Below are 17,083 nucleotides of genomic sequence, written 5' to 3' on the forward strand. Positions count from 1 at the left end.
GCAAGGAGACCTCAGCCATACCCATCGCCCGAGGGTTGCCGGAACATTACTCCGCCTCCGACACTCACAACATCGTAAGGAGGGAGACATGATCGTTGGACGCTACGGCGCGTCACACATCGTGACCCTAGTTGAACGGCACAGCCGCCTCCTGATCGCCCTGCCCCTTCCGTTCGGCGCGAAGAGTGAGAGAGTGATCGCCGCGCTCATCGAAAAGTTCAACACGTTGCCCGCAACCATGCGTCGAACATTGACCTGGGACCGTGGCAATGAGATGGCCCGCCACGTTGACTTCACCACAGCGACCGGGATTCCCGTGTTCTTCTGCGACGCGTACTCGCCCTGGCAACGCGGCACCAACGAAAACACCAACGAACTTCTTCGTCAATACCTCCCCAAAAGCACCGATCTCAACCCGACCGACACCACGCGACTTGCGGAGATCGTGACCGAACTCAACAATCGCCCCCGTAGAGCTTTAAAGCGGCAGACTCCTCACGAGGTCTTCAACGCCGCAATCGTTGCATTGACCGCTTGAAACTGTCGTCGCTGATTTTCGGACTTTCTCATATCAACGGAACGCCCGGCGGTATAATCGGGATGGCGTTTGCGGGTTTGTTCGGCTTCGCGATGTGTATCATCCGAGAAGTGTCCACGGGATCCGTTATCTGGATTATCGTGGCCCACTTTGTCGCGGATGTGATTTTGATCGGAGGTGTCTATGGCATCACCATTTAGGGAGCAGTTCGCAACTCTTATTCGCAGATCAAGCACTTTGGCACGCGCTTACATGTGCGACGGCGATGCGTCGGCGGCCGTGATTTGGGACGGCGACTCAGAGATCACGATTCGGCTTTCGCTGCGAGGCGAAGAGATTTGGCTTATCGCTGGCTCGGGAACCCTATTGCGTTTTGTCGCCGCCAGTGACGGCGAGTTCGACCACGAGGGCATCGCTCATGTCATCGATCAAATTCTGCACGGAGCAGCTGTTGAGTTCTTCGGCGTTGCCGAAGCTGCGGAGGACGACGTCTTTGCCACCGGCTTCGAAATCGGGCAGTCGCAAGCGTTCGCGGGTGGCTTGAATGAGAGCCAAGCTCGCTTCCGTGCACGTCTGGCAGGGCCGATGGCGAGTGCCTCCCTGACAATTCTCGACTGAGCCGTTCTTTCGTTCCAGACATGAAAATCTGCCGTCACTGCTGCACGCGGGCGCGCCGCAAATATAACGTCGGCCGCGACGATCTCCTCGTACTCGTCCGAGTCACAACGGCCGGGACCGGTAAACGGACGATTGAAATCCGGCCATGATGCGGTCGTGGTGACTAACGGTATTCAGCTGCCAGGTGTCGCAAACAAGGCCATGACCTCCGGTGTCGCCGATGGCGGTCGCCATCCCAACGGGCACGGGTGGGCGCGCTTCTGCTCCCCGATGCTTCGAGCCAGTTGGCGCGAGCGACTTCGTAGCGCGGCGCTTGCAGGGTAGATGAGAGCGCGTGGCGCCGCAGGAACACGAACACGTAGTCCGCGAAGGCCGAGTCGGTGATCGAACGCACTCGGGCGAATCACATCCGTGTTGGCTTGGTTGCAAAATAGCCCGAAAGTGGTTGAGGTCATCCGAGACGACTCGAAGCAGATCGCGCACCTTCTCACCCGCGCACCTGAATTAGTCAGTCGTTCTTGGATAAACGATGGATAAACCATGGGCGCATCAAAAGTCGCCGATTCCGCAGGAGCAAAAGTGCTGATCAAGCGACTTTCGTCAGCCTCAATGGGGACTTGAACCCGAAACCTACCGCCTACAAACAATCTCCCCTCGATGAAAGACCCGCGGACTTCCGGGCCTTCCGAGTGGCAGAATTCCGAGATTAGGGTAATAAATGACAAATAATCGGATAGTGCGTCAAGTCTTGCCCTTTCGGTACAGACAAGAAGCCCTGATCAGATCTAATTTACAGTAGGGCGGCCGGGACTTGAACCCGGGACCGACGGTTTGCGCCGGGGCTCTTTTGGCCTAGACCAAGTGCGGACTGATACCTCGTTTGAACTCGACTTATCTGGATCTGATCAGAAGGTTCTTGTATCAGATGTCTTTACCATTATCGCAACACCTCGGGTCATCTCGGCGGGTCGCGAGGCAATAAACGTTGAATATACGTATGCGCGTCAAGTCTTCCTTTGCCTTGCCTTGCCTTGCCTTGCACGTGTACCACCCAAGGGTAAGCGTCATCTGAGGAGGGCGGCGTCACTTCTGACGAACGGCGCGTCAGCGCACGAGCAGGATCTTGCCGCCGGGCGCTTGCTCCGAGCCCATCAACTCGTGCGCGCGCTCGACCTCTGCGAATGGCAGTGTCGCACCGATCACCGGCCGCACGGAGCCGGCGGCGATGAGGGGCCAGACGTGATCGCGCACCTGCGAGATCACCGCTTCCTTGGAGCCGCGGCCACCCACGCGCGGTCGCGCCCGTAGCGTCATCGCGCGCAGCGTGACTCGGCGCTGCATAAGCCTGCGCAGGTCGACATCCGCCCTCGTGCCGCCCTGCACGGCGATCACCGTGAGCGTCCTGTCGAGCGCGAGCGCATCAACATTCCGACTCAGGTAATCGGCACCGATGACGTCGAGGATGTACTCTGCGCCGACCCCGTCGGTGGCCGCGAGAACCGCATCAACGAAATCCTCGTCGCGGTAGTCAATCGTAAACTCAGCCCCGAGCGAGCGGCAGAGCTCGTGGCTGCGGGCGCTGGCGGTAACAGCGACTCGGTAGCCACGAGCACGAAGCAGCTGTATGGCCATGGTGCCTATGCCGCCGCTACCCCCGTGCACGAGGGCAAGCCCGCCCGCCCCTCCCCTGGTTCGGGCGCGTCGCGCAGGGCGCTCCAAACCGTGCAGACAGCCTCGGGCAGAGCAGCCGCCGCCTCGAGTGAGACCGCATCAGGAACCGGCAGGAGCTGCGTCACCGGCACCGTGACACGCTCGGCGTATCCGCCGCCCGAGAGCAGCGCACACACCCGCCCTCCCACGGCCCAGCCCTCGACGTCGTCTCCAAGTTTGACGATCGTTCCTGAGCACTCTAGGCCTAAGACGTTCGACTCCCCCGCAAGCGACGGATACCTGCCCGCCCGCTGCATGAGGTCTGCACGGTTCACAGCCGTCGCGGCGATCTCCACGATCACCTCACCCGCCGCCGCCGCCGGCTCCGGCGCATCTTCCCACGTCAACGTTCCGCCCACTTCGAACTGCATCGCCTTCACGCCCTGCTCCCTTGCCCACTCAAACCCATCCTGGTCGCCCACGCCCGGCTGGCGGCGATGCCGCCTGCCGCGATCACGAGCGTTGTCGACAACCCGACAACGCCGGCCCATCCGTATCGGTCGTACAACACGCCACCAAACCATCCCCACACGGCAGCGCCTGTGAGCCAGCTCAGCTGATAGAGCGCCGTCGACTGCACACGCCCGCGGCCAGCTTCCAATCCCGAGAGCGTGCTGGACATCGGGTGCGCCATGAACGTGCCGATCGTGAGCAGCGTGATTCCGACTAGCAGTATCTCTACGCTCGCAGAAAGCATCGGAAGTGCCGAGACCGCGACGGAAGCACCACCGCACAGGACGACGAACCACGGCGGGACGCGCGAGGCCAACTCACCGGCCACGCGCGCGCTCAATGCGCCCACAAAGTACACGAGGAAGAACAGGCTTGCCAGCGCGGCCGGTACCGAGAACGGCTCGCGGGTGAGGTGGAAGCCGAGGTAGTTGTAGACAGCGGTGAACGAGCCCATGATCAGGAATCCCTGCACATAGATCGAGGCGGTCGTCCAGCGCGAGAGGTGATGACCGACGTGCCCCAGCGCCGAGCGGAACGATGCAGGACGGCTGATGCGCTCCTCTAATCCGCGTGGCAGGAGGGCCAAGAAGAGCACGCAGGCGACGACTCCGAGCGCCGCGACCATGAGCAGACCGATCCGCCAGTGCAGCAATTCGCTCACCGGGCCGGCGATCAGGCGGCCGGTGACTCCACCGACGGTATTGCCAGTGATGTATACGGCAGCAGCAGTCGGCACGCGGTGCCGCGGTAGCACCTCGACCAGCAGCGCCGTGGCGACAGCCTGAATACCGCCGAGCGCGATCCCTGTGATGCCTCGCATTGCGATCAGCAGCTCGAAAGTTGGCGCCAAGGGCGCGGCAAGCGCCGAAACGGTGGTGGCGATCAGGCTGATACGCATGACCACCGTGAGACCGATGCGATCCGACAGCCAGGCCCACGCCAGCACTGACAAGGCGATACCGGTGGTCGTCGCCGAGACCGCGAGGGCCGCGGTGGCGCTGGTTATCTCGAGGTCGCGAGCGAGGCTCGGCAGGATCGCCTGCGCGTCGAACAGCTGCGAGAAGGTCGCGAACCCAGAGACGAAGAGCGCTGCGACGAGCCGGCGCTCCCGACGGTCCGGTCTCATTGCTTCGACGTGCTGTCCGCGTGCTCACCCTCGCCCGTCGCGGTGTAGGCGGCCGCGTCGGCCGATGCGTCCGTGGTCGTCCTCGTCTTCGCGTCGCGCCTGCTGCGGACGAGCTCGATCAGACCGGTGACTGGGGGGATGTTACGGGCCTGCTCAAGGACCGACGGGCGACCCTTCGTAAATCTGCGGATCGTAGCGAAGGCGATGCCGACGGCGATCAGCGTGTATATCGTGATGGCAATAGGGTCACCGATGAAGACGGTGAAGTCTCCGCCGGAGATGAGAAGCGACTGCCGCACCGAGGCCTCAAGTATCGGGCCGAGGACGAACGCCAGAACCAGGGGGCCGGGGTCGAATCCGGTGCGCTTCATGAGCCAACCGAGGATGCCGAAGCCTAGCACGAGCCAGATGTCGAAGGGATCGTTGGCGATCGAGTATGTGCCGATCAGTACGATCGCGATGGCGAAGGTGACGAGAATACCCATCGGCACCCGCAGCAGCTGCACGAACACGCCCACCATCGGCATGTTGAGGATGAGCAGCATCGTGTTGCCGATCACCATCGACGCCACGACGCCCCAGAAGATCTCAGGGTGGTTCGGGATGAGGCTGGGGCCGGGCGTGATGCCCTGAATGAGCAGCGCGCCGAAGATGAGCGCGAGCACCACGTTCGACGGTATTCCGAGCACCAGCAGCGGCACGAAGGCCGAGGTGGAGGATGCGTTATTGGCGGTCTCCGGACCGGCGACCCCCTCGATGGCGCCCTTGCCGAATCTCTCGGGATGCTTCGCGACGCGCTTCTCGAGTGCATAAGAGGCGAGCGAGGAGAGCACGCCACCACCACCGGGCAGGATTCCGATGAAGAACCCCAGAAGTGAGCCACGCACGATCGGCATCGCCGACCGCTTCGCGTCGTCGCGCGTCGGCATGATCTTCGTGACCTTCTTGGCAATCTTATTAAGGTGACCGCCCTGCTCGAGGTTGTGCAGGATCTCACCGACCCCGAACAGACCCATCGCGATGGCGACGAAGTCGAAGCCGTCAAGCAGCGATGCCGAGCCGAAGTTGAAACGCGGCATGCCGCTGATCTGATCCTGGCCGACCGTCGCGAGCAGGAGCCCGACTGTCGCCATCACGAGCGCCTTCCATGACGAGCCCATGCCCAACGAGGTCACTAGCAACAGGCCGAGCACCATCAGCGCCACCATCGCCACGGGGCCGAAAGCGAGCGCGGCATCAGCAAGCATCGGGGCGAAGATTGCCAGCCCGATCACTGAGACGATGCCGCCGATGAACGATCCGATCGCCGCGATGCCCAACGCGGGGCCAGCTCGACCTTGCTTGGCCATCTGGTAGCCGTCGAACGTCGTGACGACCGACGCAGCCTCGCCCGGCATGCGCAGCAGCACGGAGGTGATGGTGCCGCCGTACATTGACCCGTAATAGATGCCGGCGAGCATGATGATGGCGGTGGCAGGGTCGAGCGCGTAGGTCAGCGGGAGCAGCAGGGCGATCGTGGCGGTTGGGCCGAGGCCGGGCAGAACGCCAATCGCGGTGCCGATCACAACCCCGACGAAGACGTAGAGAAGGTTAATCGGGTCGAGCGCGACTCCGAAGCCGATAAACAGGCCATCTAGCATGGCGGATCACATCCGAGACGTTAGTGGGGTCATGAGCAGGTCCCGGGGCATCGGGACGCCGAGCACGACGTCGAATAGCATGAAAAGGGCGATGCCACCGCCGACGGCGAGCAGGCCTCCCTGCAACCAGCGCATCTGGCCGAACATACGCAGCCAAAGGAGCATCAGCAGGATTGCGGACACTGTGAAGCCCAGGAGGGTGAACAGCACGGCGAAGAAGACGAGCGAGGCAATGGCGATGAGCGTGCGCACCGATTCGGTGCCCCACGGCTCGTAGTCCTCGAGGGTGTCGGTGATCGCCACCACCGCGGTGGCGCCGAGCATGAGCACTGCGGCGACGAACGGCCACAGCCCCGGCCCCGGCCGGGTGCCCGTGCCGAGCCCGTAGCCGATGCTCAGGACAATCGCGCCGACGCCGACCGCCGCGAGCACGGCGACCGCCGCCCAGCGGGCGATCCCTCGCCCGCGGATGCCCTCGAGGGGCTGGACGGGGTCGGATGTGTTGTGCTCAGTTATGGTTCCAGTGTCGTGCTCGGTGCGGACAACGTCGGTCATTGCGTTCAGCTGCCCAGGATTCGGGTGTAGACCTTCTCGGCTTCGGACAGGAAGCCGTCGAACTCCTCACCGGTCTGGTACTCAGGAAGTATGTAGTTCTCGCCGATCGCGCTGACGGTCTCCGGGTTGCTGAGACACTCCTCGAGAGCGTCGGAGAGCGTTGCGACGACATCATCGGGCATGCCTGCCGGGGCAGCCAGCGCGTAGATCGTGACGGCCAGCGTGAGGTCGTCGTAGCCGAGCTCGACCAGCGTCGGCGTGTCGGGCAGGTGCGCCTGGCGCTCCGGCGACGAGACGGCCAGCGCTGTGAAATCGCCGGAGCCGATGCGCTGCACGACATCCTCTTGGTCGTTCACAAAGACCGAGTCGACGTGTCCGCCGAGCAGGGCGGTGATGGCACCGGCGCTGCCGTCGAAGGGCACCACGATCACCTCGACGTTATACTCATCGGCGAGGCGCTGGAGCTCGATAGCTTGTGGCGTTGAAGCGCCCGAAACGCCCACTGTCAGCGTCGCGGGGGCCTCCTCAGCAGCAGCGAAGAACTCTTCGCCGCTGCTGTATGGCGAATCCTCGCCGACGACGAGGACCATCGGCGAGTACGAGTAGGAGATAACGCCAACCGAGGAGACATCTTCGCGCGAGTAGTCGAGGCCATTGGCAATCGGCGAAAGCGCCACCATGCCGGGTGAGACGATGGCGAGGGTCTGGCCATCGGCGGGCTTCGAAATCATGTCCTGCAACCCGACCGAGCCAGAGCCTCCGGTGATGTTCTCTGCGATCACGTTCGTGTCGAGCGCGTCTCCGAGGCAGGGCGCGAGCGCCCGAGCTGTAACGTCGGTAGGGCCACCGGCCGAATAGGGGATGACGAATCGGATGTCGCCGTTTGGAAAGGCCGCGGCCTCGCCATCCGGAGCGGCGGAGTTGCCGGCGCCGGCAGCGCCGCTACAGCCCGCGAGCAACATGACTCCCATTATGGCGCCGGCTGTAATAAGCGACCGACGGTACCTCTTGCTCATGCTGTGCATGGCGGGCTCCTAACTTCGTTGTTAGTGGAGCGCACTTTCGATAGTGCACTCTCAATTTGTCCTGACGCCAACCTAGTCGAGCTCGATGCGGCACGTCAACCTGCGATAACGATTGACGATCGGACTCCCTGATCGGCGACCGTCCCAGAGCTGCTGGTCACCCTAGTGAGACAAGCACCAGGGGCCGTAGCTGGGCATCGAGGCGCGGCCCCAGCCGTTCCCAGATCCGATCCGGGTCGAAGCCGCGGACGGGCGTGCGATCGATCTCGTGCATGTAAATTGCGTGACAGTTCTGCGCTACGAACAGCGCCCCACCCCGCGAATCGAGCAGCTTCCGACCCTGCCCATCCTCCACGATGCTGCGAACCAGCGCGATCGTGCGGTCACCCTGCGCCACGTTGCGTGCGCTGAGATCGCTGAGGGTGAAGCCCTCGCGCAGGTAGCGCGACGAATTCGCCGGGTTGCGTCGATAAAAGGCGCTGCGCTCCAGGTAGATGGCGCGGATGCGCTCCACAAAGTTGGTCCCGGTCGGATCATCGCCCTGTGCGGCGACAATCGCGGCATCCTGCTCCTCGATGCGTTCGAGGACGGCATCGAGCTCATCGCCGTAGACCATGTGCAGCAGCTGGTGCTTGCTTGAAACATAGCGGAAGAGCGTCGCCTCTCCGACTCCTGCGAGCTGTGCCACCTCACGCATTGTCATCTCGTCGAACTGCTTTGAGCGCAGCAGCGCGGCAGCAGCCGTCTGGATCGCGTCGCGTTTGCGCTCCTTGCCGCGCTGACGCACAGACATCTCCGATGCAGTGGTCACGATGCCATCCCCTCAGCGATCCTGCCGCGACTCCGATGCCACGGCTGAAGTACAATCTTGCCATCCAATCCGCCTCGTTCCCCTGCACGGTGCGCCTGGGCGGCATCCGCTAGGGGGAGCGTCAGCGCCACGTGCGGCCACAGATGACCCATTTCGATCCATTCGGCGATGCGTTCCAGCCCCGCTCCCGAGGGCTCCACAACCACCCGGCGCAGCACGATACCTCGCGTGCTCGCGGCATCCTGCACCGCCGGGTCCGTGCGCGGGATCAGGGAGACGAGTATGCCGCCGGGCGCGCACCAGTCGAGGAGTGCCTCGGTGCGCTCACCGCCGAATGGGTCGATGACGACGTCGTGCCGCGATGGGCTGGCAGGCGTGCCGTCGTCTGCTGCCTCGACGACAGAGGCCCCTGCTCTTGCGGCATCTCCGAGTCGCTCGGCGCGTGCGCAGGCTGTGACCACCGCGCCGAGCGCGACGGCGATCTGCACCGCGAGTCGACCGACCCCGCCGCCCGCCGCGCAGACGAGGACGGATTGCCCTGGCATGAGCTTGCCGGCCTCCTCAAGCGCTTGCAGTGCCGTCAGGCCGGCGAGCGGCAACGATGCCGCCTCAGAGAACGTCAGCCCGGCGGGCATGCGCGCGAGCTGCCGCGCAGGAGCCGCGGCGTATTGCGCGTAGCCCTCAGCAGGCAGCGGGAAGCGGGGCATGCCGAAGACCCGATCGCCGCGCGAGAGCAGGTTCGAGCCATCCGCCACCTCCTCGACGACACCGGCGATGTCGAAGCCGAGAATGGCCGGGTCGCGCCAGAACCCACGGCCGCCTGTCGCGCGGGACTTCCAATCGGTCGGGTTTACGCCGGCGGCCTCCACCCGCACGAGGACGTCGCCCAGCGACAGCGACGGGACGGGCACCTCGACGAGTTGCAGGACCTGCGGTCCTCCCCAGGCGGTTGCGGCGATCGCCTGCATCATCGGCTGCACAGCGACGCCCACGGCTCGATCCCCTCCATCGCCGCAACCAGTCGCCCCACGCCGTCGGGCTCGTCTATAGCATCGACGAACCCCGGCAGGTGCACCGCGAGCGCAACCGAGATGCCGACTGCGGGTAGGAGCTCTGCCGCCATCTGCGCGGAACGCTCACCGTCCACCTCGACGCTCTCGGCACGTCCCTCGAGACGGCGCCCGTCGGCCAGCTCGATCACGATCTCGGCGCCGTGCCCCGCGCCGCCCGGCATGCCGCCCACCACCGAGACTCGCTCGCGCACCCGCTGCGCCTCGACACTGGCCGGGTATAAGGCATCAATATCTACCCGTCCCTCGGCCAGGACAACCGCAACCGCCTGCCGCACATCCATCATCGCCTGGGACCACGACGTGGGCGGCCACGCGACATCGATGCCCGGGTACACAGCGTCGGCCTCGGCGAGGCACACGGTGACACTCACGATCTGCTGGGCTTCAATGGCCGCGAGTTCGCGGAGGTCAATGGCGACTTCGACCGCTGCCTGGTTGATGGCGCACACCGGGTGCGCCTTCAGCAGCATGTGCTCGATCACTGGCGGGCCTGCGAGTGCCTCGGCCAGCTCGGCGGCTTCCATACCGTCCACCCCGAGTGCGTGTAGAAGACCAGAAGCTCCCTCGAGTGCGGCATCGGCGCCGCGGGCGCCGCCCGCTGCCCAGAGCGCTGATTCGAGGCCGTCGCGCGCTGCGGCAGCAGTCTGCAGGCGCCATTCGTCGGTGCCGGAGTGCCACACTTGGGTGTAGCCGGCGGCGCGATTGACCGCGAGCGAGATCGCCTGCGCGATCGCAGTTTCATCGAGCTCCTGCACAGCGGCCGCTGCGGCGGCCGCTGCGATCGGGCCGACGACGCCGGTTGCACGCATGCCACGGGCACGGATGTACGGAAGGAGAGCGTTCCCGAGCACCCCGCCGACCTGGTAGCCGACAGCGATCGCCGACAGCAGGCGCGCGCCGTCGATGCCTGCTGGCGCAATGACGAGGCACGCGGGGATCACAGTGCTACCCAGGTGAGTGACCGAGCTCGGGTGCTCGTCGTGTTGTGCACGAGCACCCATTTGCAGGGACGTCGCGAAAGCCAAGTCGGGTGTGGTCATCGGCCGCTGCGCCCAAGGTAGGCCACGTCCACACGACAAGCCAGGCAGCGGCCTACCGTGGGCTGCAAGGCCAACCACAAGGTTGTGCAACAGCACCACCTTCGCGGCCTGCCTGGTCGACTTCCGCAGCGGCTGGGAGCCCGAGCGCGCCACATACGCGGCGATTGTCGCGGCGAGCGTGGGCGAGGCACTCAAAGTGGCACGGCTCCAATCGTCATTCCACCGCAGACATTGAGGTTCTGACCTGTAATGAAACCCCGATCGTCGAGTAAAAACCCGACTGCCGCAGCGATGTCGTCGGGCTCGCCGACCCGCTTGACCGGTATCGCATCGATGATCTGCTGCGTGCGTGGCTCCCCCGCGGGGTTGGCCGCTTCGAACATCGCGGTGCGAATCGGACCAGGGCTGACCGCGTTGACCGTGATGCCGTGCTGCCCCAGCTCGAGCGCCCAGGTGCGGGTGACGCCGATAATTCCGGCCTTCGAGCCCGAGTACGCCGAGCGGCCCGCCTTGCCAAGCGCCGCGCGGGAGGCGATGTTCACGATCCTTCCGAAACCCGCCTCCCGCATGCCAGGCAGCAACGCCTTGGCACAGTGCATAGCAGCGAGTACGTTGATCTCGTAGGTGCGCAACGCGTCGGCGATGTCGAGCTCCTCGAGGTTCGCGACTCGGATGTAGCCGACGTTGTTAACCAGTCGGTGGATCGGTCCACCGACCAGTGCCTCAGCGAGGGCCATTTCGACCTCTTCGGCCTCGCCGAAATCGGCCACAATGCCGCCGGGCTGCTTGTCAATCACGATGACCTCGCGCCCGATCGCTCGCTGCTGCGCGACGATCGCCGCGCCGATTCCACTCGCTCCGCCGGTGACCAGCACCCTTTCCCTCGTTGATTCGGCCATGGGTCGCACCTCGCATTTTTGTCTTGCCACGATCGCGGCGCACGACGCGCGCCGGCATCTTCGCCGCATGCCGATCGTACGAAACAAAACGAGAGTAGGCAATCAGATATACCTATTGGCATCCTTTAGGTAAGCATGTAGTCTCGACGCAGAGCATATTTTGATTGTCTGCTCTCATTATTCGAATCACAACGAAGTGAGGTGACCATGGTCACGAATTTGACAGAACCACGGCAGAGCGCGTGGCACGCCGACGGCACGTTGCACGAGCCGCTGCTGATCGAGCCGACGGGGTACGTTGAGCATGCGGGTAGGGTGATCCCGATCTACGACAGCGGCAACGAGACGAGCACGGCGACCATCGTGCTCGTGCACGGCAGCTCCGGCTCCGCACGCGGAAGCTTCTGGGCCGTCTATCCCATCCTCACTTTCACCCGCCGGGTGGTCGCTTTCGACCTGCAGCTGCCTGCTGATGACGCAGATCTGACGCTCGCGGACGCTGTTGCACAGCTCCGTGCTGTCGTGGACCACGCGTCCGGTGAAGGTCCCGTGGCGCTCGTCGGCTACTCCTTCGGCGCCGTAGTGGCAGCGGCCTACGCCTCCGAGCGGCCTCCGGCCGTCGCTTCGCTCTCGCTGGTTGCCGGCTGGTCGAAGACCGATCGGTACCAGCTTCTCCGTAACAACCTATGGCTGCGACTGCACGACGCTGACCCCGAGGCGCTCTGCCAACTCACGCTGCTGATGGCCTATTCGGCCGGCTTCCTCGTTGGCCGCAACGAACGCGACTGGCGCGAGCTGCAACAGGCAGCGGCGGCACGGCCCTACCCAGTGCAGATCATGCGACTCAACCGCGACATCGACATCGAGTTGGGTCTCAGCCGCATCGACGTGCCCACCCTCGTCATCGGCTGCAGGTACGACGATATGGTGCCCCTACATCACAGCCGCATGCTTTTCGGCGCGATTGCGGATGCGCGTTATCTGGAGATCGAGAGCGGCCATGCCGTCTCTGTCGAGCGGCCTGCCGAGCTCGCCGTCGTCGTCGACGACTTCTCCCTCGACCCGCACGAGCACCCGGCAGGCACCATCATCCGCAATGACCACGCCTGACGACCAGAGACGCCGAGGATTTATCATGCACCAGACATCTACCATCGAGCCCCAGTCGACGACGACGCACGCGAAGATCGCAATCATCGGCTCCGGCTTTGCGGGCCTTGGGCTCGCCATCCAGCTGCGGCGGCGCGGAGAGTCTGACTTCATCGTGTTGGAGCGGGCCGACGACGTGGGCGGTACTTGGCGCGACAATACGTATCCTGGTGCCGCGTGCGACATCCAGTCGCACCTCTACTCCTTCTCGTTCCGCCCGAACCCAGACTGGTCGCGCGTATATGCCACCCAACCGGAGATCCACGCCTATCTGCGAGAGGCGTCGATCGACGAGGGCGTGCAGCCCCACATTAACTTCGGCGCCGAACTGCTCTCCTGCACCTGGCAGGCGCGTGCGGCGCACTGGGCGCTGGAGACTTCGGCAGGCTCGTTCACGGCCGACTTCGTCGTGACGGCTGCCGGCCACCTGTCCGATCCAAAGCTTCCGAACATCACCGGGCTGGAGAAGTTCGAGCGCCCGATGTTTCACTCGGCGCGGTGGGATCACTCGTTCAAGCGGGAGGGCAAAAGCATCGGCGTTATTGGGTCCGGCGCATCCGGCATCCAGATCGTGCCGGAGCTCGCGAAGACCGCTGGGCAGCTGACGGTCTTCCAGCGCTCTGCACCGTACATTATCCCCCGCGTGGACCACGCGTACACGACAGCGCAGAAGTCAATGTTCCGGCGCATGCCCGAGACCGCGCAGGCACTGCGCGACGAGCTGTTCTGGGGAAACGAGGCAAGGTTCCCACAACGCCGTGGCATCGCTGACTTCATCGCCAAAATCGAGACCACTGCGCTCGACCACCTGGCGGCGCAGGTGCCAGAGGGCGAGCTGCGCGATAAGCTCACGCCCGACTACATGATCGGCTGCAAGCGCATCCTCATCTCGAATGACTACTATCCGGCCTTTCTTCGGGACAACGTAGCGCTTGAGACCAGCGGCATCGTCGAGGTGAGGGAGCGCAGCATCATCACCAATGACGGCGAGATCGAGCTCGACGCCCTCGTGCTCGGCACCGGCTTCGAGGCTGCCGACCTGCCCATCACGCATCGCATCTTCGACGAGAACGGCCGCTCAATGGCCGAGTCATGGACCTCGGGTGGAGCGGCGTACGCCTGCTCGACGGTCGCCGGATACCCGAACCTATTCATCATGAACGGACCGAACTCAGGCCTTGGTGCCGGCTCGATCATCTACGTCGTCGAGTCTCAGATCCAGTACATCTTGGGCGCGCTCGAGTTCATGGACTCGACTGGGGCGTCCACGATCGAGATCCCTCAGCAGGCACAGGACAATTTCGTCGCCGCCATCGATGAGCGTGCCGCAGACACCGTGTGGCTTAACGGCGGCTGCTACTCCTGGTCCGTCGATCACCGCTACGGCCGCCTAACGACGGTCTGGCCGGACTTCATGACCAGGTTCCGACGTGAGAGCGGCCGATTCAAGCCCGACGAGTACCTCGTGGACGGCAAGTTAGTGGACGGTCCGCGCAGACTCGAATCGGTGTCGGTATGAGCTGCGACGTGAGCCTTTGGCGCCTGCAGTGCTTCATCGCGCTCGCCGCTGAGCTGCACTTCGGCCGAGCCGCTGCCAGCCTGTTCATCACGCAGCCAGCTCTGTCGCTGCAGATCAAACAGCTCGAGATCTCGCTCGGCTTCGAGCTCGCGCACCGCGCGTGACGCTGACAGAGGAGGGCTGCAGGCTGCTGCCCCACGCCGAGCAGGTGTTGGCCGCAGCCGGCATGTTTGCGATTGCCGCTGCCAAGCGCGGTCGACTGCAGGCCGCCTAAAGGGATAGAGCACTACAGGCGCCGGCGCACCTGAGCGCCTGCGCGAGACCATGCGTGACGTCCTCATGGCGCAGGGCCGGGTAGGTGAAGTCGCAGTGACAGACGCCGAGTGCCTCTCAGACGCCGACCTGCACGGGAGCCCCCTCTCACGGTGTCTCCCGCCTCGGCATCTACCTCGAGCGTCTGCGCAACGACGCCGTAGTCGGAGACGACGCGGTGCAGGTCGAGCAGGAGTCGACGACCGGGGTGATCCTCGATTCCGGTCACAGCTTCGGCGCCTGGTCGGCATCGCGCGCGGGCGAACGGCATGGCTACGCTGGTGTCGCGAAGCGCTGATCATTTTGGCCGCGGGGAGCGTTCAGTGATCGGATGGCCGAAGCCGGCACGGTCGCGATCATGGCAGCGAACACCGCGCCGCTCATGCCTGCCATCGATGGCGCCCAGGCGGTGATAGGCAACAACCCGATCTCGATCGCGGCGCCCGGCCACAGCGCCTTGCCGGTCGCAGATACGGTGCTCAGGGCGAGCCGACCACGAATCCCACGGCGGCGCGAGCTGGCCTCGTGCTGCCAGCGGCCGGGGCCGACGGCTTTAGACCCACCCTCCGCTTCGGCGCGGGCAGCGTCGATAGCGTCGGTGACCTGCTGCGCCAAATTGTCCTCTACTGGCCGAGCAACGTGGCCAACTCGTCGAGCGACTCCCCCGTAGTCGTGAGCTACTCAGTCGCACCTTCGAAGAGGAGCGCGAGCTCGTCGAGTTCGACGTCCCAGCCCTCTCGGTTCTGCTCAAGTCGTTCGCGACGGTAGCGGGTGGTGCCGGGGAGTGTGTCGAAGCCCGATTCGATCACCGTGGCATCCGTCCCGGAACCGGCATCGGCGATGGTGAAGCGCACGTGCGTCGAGTACTCGTCGAGCTGTTCGGCGGGGATTCCCGACCAACGGAAGCCGAACGAGCTGTCGGGCACGACCTCGGTGATTTCGATCGGAAAGCTGCCGTAGTCATCCCAGTCGATGCTGCCAGTTGCACCGGGCTCGAGCGCGGCGAAACCTACACCGTCGCCAAACCACTTGATCATCACCTCGGGATCGGTCAGCGCCTTCCAGACGCGCGCGCGCGAGGCTTCGATGTGCACGGTGCGGGTCACGGTGTGGCCCTTGATTCTTGCGTGATCAGACACGGTGTTTCCTTCACGTTCAGGCCAAGCGCGACGGGACGGTGCCCGCCGAGCGGCACGTCAACAAGTTCTGCAAACGCACCTCATCGAGCGTACCCATGGTTGCGTATCTGTTCACGTCAGAGGTCGGTTCTTGGGAGCTCAAAGCGCATGGACGCCCCACGAGCTCAATCAGTCGCCTGGCCTGATCCCTGCCTCGTCCAGCACCGGCATTCGAACGAGCTCGGTTTGCTCGGCCCTTTCGTCGCCATCGACTACGAGAGCGCCCGTCGATGAACCGATTGGTCGACCACGTCGCGAGATTCGAGCGAGGTCTTGATGTGCAGGCCCGCGATGCGGGCGGCGGTCCGAACATCCGCTGTGGTCAACCTGCTCGTGGGTACCCACTCGATGACGTCCTGCAGCACAAGCTGCACCACCAACGACTCAGCAGGCACCCGCGGCAACCCCCCCCCATGTGCCCGCGCCCGGTTCTCCATCTCTGCCTCGGCTTCCAACCGCCCACTGTCTTGGTGAGAATGCACCACGATGGCCTTCATAAGCTCATCCATCTACTGCTGCCGCTCTTCCCGCCGCACCTCAGCCTTCGCACTCCGCACAGCGGCCGCGACGTCAGCAGTTCGACCCGGTGCATCCGCTCTGCGACTATCTCGATAGCTCGTGCGTACAAGATGGCCTCCATGGCGAGGCAGAGCGACGCGAGCGGACGACACTGTTGGCTGTGTGGGCTTGCATGAGGGCGTCTTTAACGATGCCGGCGAATTGTGCGGCGTTGGGGAGGACAGGAAGGCCCGGCGAGGTGAAGCTGTCAAGGGTTGCGGGTCCGAAATCAGCTGTCGACTGCCATGACCGCACGCACAGTTTGTGCGTCTACCCCGGTGCCAGCGTGATCCGAGAACGAAAATATCAGCATTTCTGGCCCGATAATTATACCTATTGCGAAAGCACCCGAGATAGTTGGGTTTACACCCCCCTTCCCGAGGGAAGTCAGGAAGAGGGCTTATGCCTATGACGTTGGCTACTTGCTACTGCCGGAGCAAGTGACGACGGCATAGGCACCACTGGAAGTTTGGTCAGCGATGACTTCTCCGTTGACGGTGATCTTGCATGAAATCGTTGTTGCCTCTGCTGACGCCTGTGCGACAAGCGAGAAGATGCTGGACGAGAACAAACCACCGTCTTCGAGAGTCACTTCATTTGTGAAGGGTAGAGGCGCCTCGGTGGCCTGCTCTTGGCCCGAGCTACCGTCGTTGAACGTCAGATATGAGATGTTGCCAGCAGTGGCAGCGTCGCTGGTCACTTCGTAAGTCACGGTGTTGTTTGTCGCTGTCGCCGCCTCGGATGTGGCTACGTCGGCGGCTGGCGCTGCGCCGTCATCGACACCAGGCGCAGCTGAACTGCATCCTGTGAGCACAAAGCTCGAGAGCAAGATACCGGTTACGAGCGCGAACGTAATTTTCTTCATGAGTCTCCTTTGAT

At 64.0% G+C, this 17,083-nt stretch carries 20 protein-coding genes; 6 read left to right on the forward strand and 14 right to left on the reverse strand.

Annotation, left to right across the window (positions count from 1 at the left end):
* The first annotated feature begins 88 nt into the window (after nucleotides 1-88).
* Together CXY72_RS05030 and CXY72_RS20560 are read left to right on the forward strand one after the other, a co-directional pair.
* Nucleotides 89-538: an IS30 family transposase gene (locus CXY72_RS05030; RefSeq protein WP_104126609.1), complete on the forward strand. Its 450-nt coding sequence runs from the start codon at nucleotides 89-91 to the stop codon at nucleotides 536-538.
* On the forward strand, nucleotides 535-738 hold the full coding sequence (locus CXY72_RS20560) for a type II CAAX prenyl endopeptidase Rce1 family protein (protein ID WP_158252475.1): 204 nt from the start codon (nucleotides 535-537) through the stop codon (nucleotides 736-738). Before CXY72_RS05030 ends, CXY72_RS20560 begins: the two co-directional genes overlap by 4 nt.
* Before the next feature lie 163 nt (nucleotides 739-901).
* On the opposite strand, the gene CXY72_RS19185 is transcribed toward CXY72_RS20560, so the two are convergent.
* The 11 genes from CXY72_RS19185 to CXY72_RS05085 form a co-directional block, all read right to left on the reverse strand.
* Nucleotides 902-1,093, reverse strand: coding sequence for a hypothetical protein (locus tag CXY72_RS19185; protein WP_146071062.1), 192 nt, complete (start codon nucleotides 1,091-1,093; stop codon nucleotides 902-904).
* Nucleotides 1,094-2,260: 1,167 nt separating this feature from the next.
* Complete coding sequence (locus CXY72_RS20005; protein WP_233197661.1) at nucleotides 2,261-2,788, reverse strand: zinc-binding dehydrogenase; 528 nt, start codon at nucleotides 2,786-2,788, stop codon at nucleotides 2,261-2,263.
* A gap of 5 nt (nucleotides 2,789-2,793) precedes the next feature.
* The gene (locus CXY72_RS20010) at nucleotides 2,794-3,237 is read right to left on the reverse strand and encodes an alcohol dehydrogenase catalytic domain-containing protein (protein WP_233197665.1); all 444 of its coding nucleotides are present in this window, start codon (nucleotides 3,235-3,237) and stop codon (nucleotides 2,794-2,796) included.
* A 5-nt stretch (nucleotides 3,238-3,242) separates the two neighbouring features.
* Complete coding sequence (locus CXY72_RS05050) at nucleotides 3,243-4,445, reverse strand: MFS transporter (protein ID WP_104126612.1); 1,203 nt, start codon at nucleotides 4,443-4,445, stop codon at nucleotides 3,243-3,245.
* Complete coding sequence (locus tag CXY72_RS05055) at nucleotides 4,442-6,085, reverse strand: tripartite tricarboxylate transporter permease (RefSeq protein ID WP_104126613.1); 1,644 nt, start codon at nucleotides 6,083-6,085, stop codon at nucleotides 4,442-4,444. Before CXY72_RS05055 ends, CXY72_RS05050 begins: the two co-directional genes overlap by 4 nt.
* 6 nt (nucleotides 6,086-6,091) lie before the next feature.
* Nucleotides 6,092-6,640, reverse strand: coding sequence for a tripartite tricarboxylate transporter TctB family protein (locus CXY72_RS05060; protein WP_104126614.1), 549 nt, complete (start codon nucleotides 6,638-6,640; stop codon nucleotides 6,092-6,094).
* A gap of 5 nt (nucleotides 6,641-6,645) precedes the next feature.
* A complete protein-coding gene (locus CXY72_RS05065) occupies nucleotides 6,646-7,665 on the reverse strand; it encodes a tripartite tricarboxylate transporter substrate binding protein (protein ID WP_104126615.1) in 1,020 nt (339 codons plus the stop codon).
* Between the two features lie 157 nt (nucleotides 7,666-7,822).
* On the reverse strand, nucleotides 7,823-8,452 hold the full coding sequence (locus CXY72_RS05070; RefSeq protein ID WP_158252476.1) for a TetR/AcrR family transcriptional regulator: 630 nt from the start codon (nucleotides 8,450-8,452) through the stop codon (nucleotides 7,823-7,825).
* 20 nt (nucleotides 8,453-8,472) lie between these two features.
* Nucleotides 8,473-9,387, reverse strand: coding sequence for an NADP-dependent oxidoreductase (locus CXY72_RS05075; RefSeq protein ID WP_199183959.1), 915 nt, complete (start codon nucleotides 9,385-9,387; stop codon nucleotides 8,473-8,475).
* Between the two features lie 56 nt (nucleotides 9,388-9,443).
* Nucleotides 9,444-10,742, reverse strand: a complete 1,299-nt coding sequence (locus tag CXY72_RS05080; RefSeq protein WP_233197666.1) for an MmgE/PrpD family protein — start codon at nucleotides 10,740-10,742, stop codon at nucleotides 9,444-9,446.
* Between the two features lie 38 nt (nucleotides 10,743-10,780).
* Nucleotides 10,781-11,488 carry an SDR family NAD(P)-dependent oxidoreductase gene (locus tag CXY72_RS05085; RefSeq protein ID WP_104126618.1) on the reverse strand — a complete coding sequence of 236 codons (708 nt, stop codon included), beginning with the start codon at nucleotides 11,486-11,488 and terminating at the stop codon, nucleotides 10,781-10,783.
* Between the two features lie 207 nt (nucleotides 11,489-11,695).
* Here CXY72_RS05085 and CXY72_RS05090 point away from each other — a divergent pair, with 207 nt between their 5' ends.
* The 4 genes from CXY72_RS05090 (at nucleotide 11,696) to CXY72_RS20565 (ending at nucleotide 15,138) form a co-directional block, all read left to right on the forward strand.
* A complete protein-coding gene (locus tag CXY72_RS05090; protein WP_146071063.1) occupies nucleotides 11,696-12,598 on the forward strand; it encodes an alpha/beta fold hydrolase in 903 nt (300 codons plus the stop codon).
* A gap of 25 nt (nucleotides 12,599-12,623) precedes the next feature.
* Entirely contained in the window at nucleotides 12,624-14,156 is a 1,533-nt protein-coding gene (locus CXY72_RS05095; RefSeq protein ID WP_104126620.1) for an NAD(P)/FAD-dependent oxidoreductase, read from the forward strand.
* 8 nt (nucleotides 14,157-14,164) lie between these two features.
* Entirely contained in the window at nucleotides 14,165-14,320 is a 156-nt protein-coding gene (locus CXY72_RS05100) for a LysR family transcriptional regulator (protein ID WP_158252478.1), read from the forward strand.
* Nucleotides 14,321-14,826: 506 nt separating this feature from the next.
* Nucleotides 14,827-15,138: a hypothetical protein gene (locus tag CXY72_RS20565; RefSeq protein WP_370446209.1), complete on the forward strand. Its 312-nt coding sequence runs from the start codon at nucleotides 14,827-14,829 to the stop codon at nucleotides 15,136-15,138.
* Between the two features lie 7 nt (nucleotides 15,139-15,145).
* Here the strand turns inward: CXY72_RS20565 and CXY72_RS05110 are convergent, their stop codons facing one another.
* The 3 genes from CXY72_RS05110 to CXY72_RS05120 form a co-directional block, all read right to left on the reverse strand.
* Nucleotides 15,146-15,607 (reverse strand): SRPBCC domain-containing protein, encoded by a 462-nt coding sequence (locus CXY72_RS05110; protein ID WP_104126623.1) that lies wholly within the window; start codon nucleotides 15,605-15,607, stop codon nucleotides 15,146-15,148.
* Between the two features lie 251 nt (nucleotides 15,608-15,858).
* The gene (locus CXY72_RS19495; protein ID WP_158252479.1) at nucleotides 15,859-16,041 is read right to left on the reverse strand and encodes a hypothetical protein; all 183 of its coding nucleotides are present in this window, start codon (nucleotides 16,039-16,041) and stop codon (nucleotides 15,859-15,861) included.
* A 581-nt stretch (nucleotides 16,042-16,622) separates the two neighbouring features.
* Nucleotides 16,623-17,069 (reverse strand): MmpS family transport accessory protein, encoded by a 447-nt coding sequence (locus CXY72_RS05120; RefSeq protein ID WP_104126625.1) that lies wholly within the window; start codon nucleotides 17,067-17,069, stop codon nucleotides 16,623-16,625.
* Nucleotides 17,070-17,083 lie beyond the last annotated feature (14 nt).

The sequence above is a fragment of the Cryobacterium sp. Y57 genome (genome assembly GCF_002929505.1).
GTDB lineage: Bacteria > Actinomycetota > Actinomycetes > Actinomycetales > Microbacteriaceae > Cryobacterium.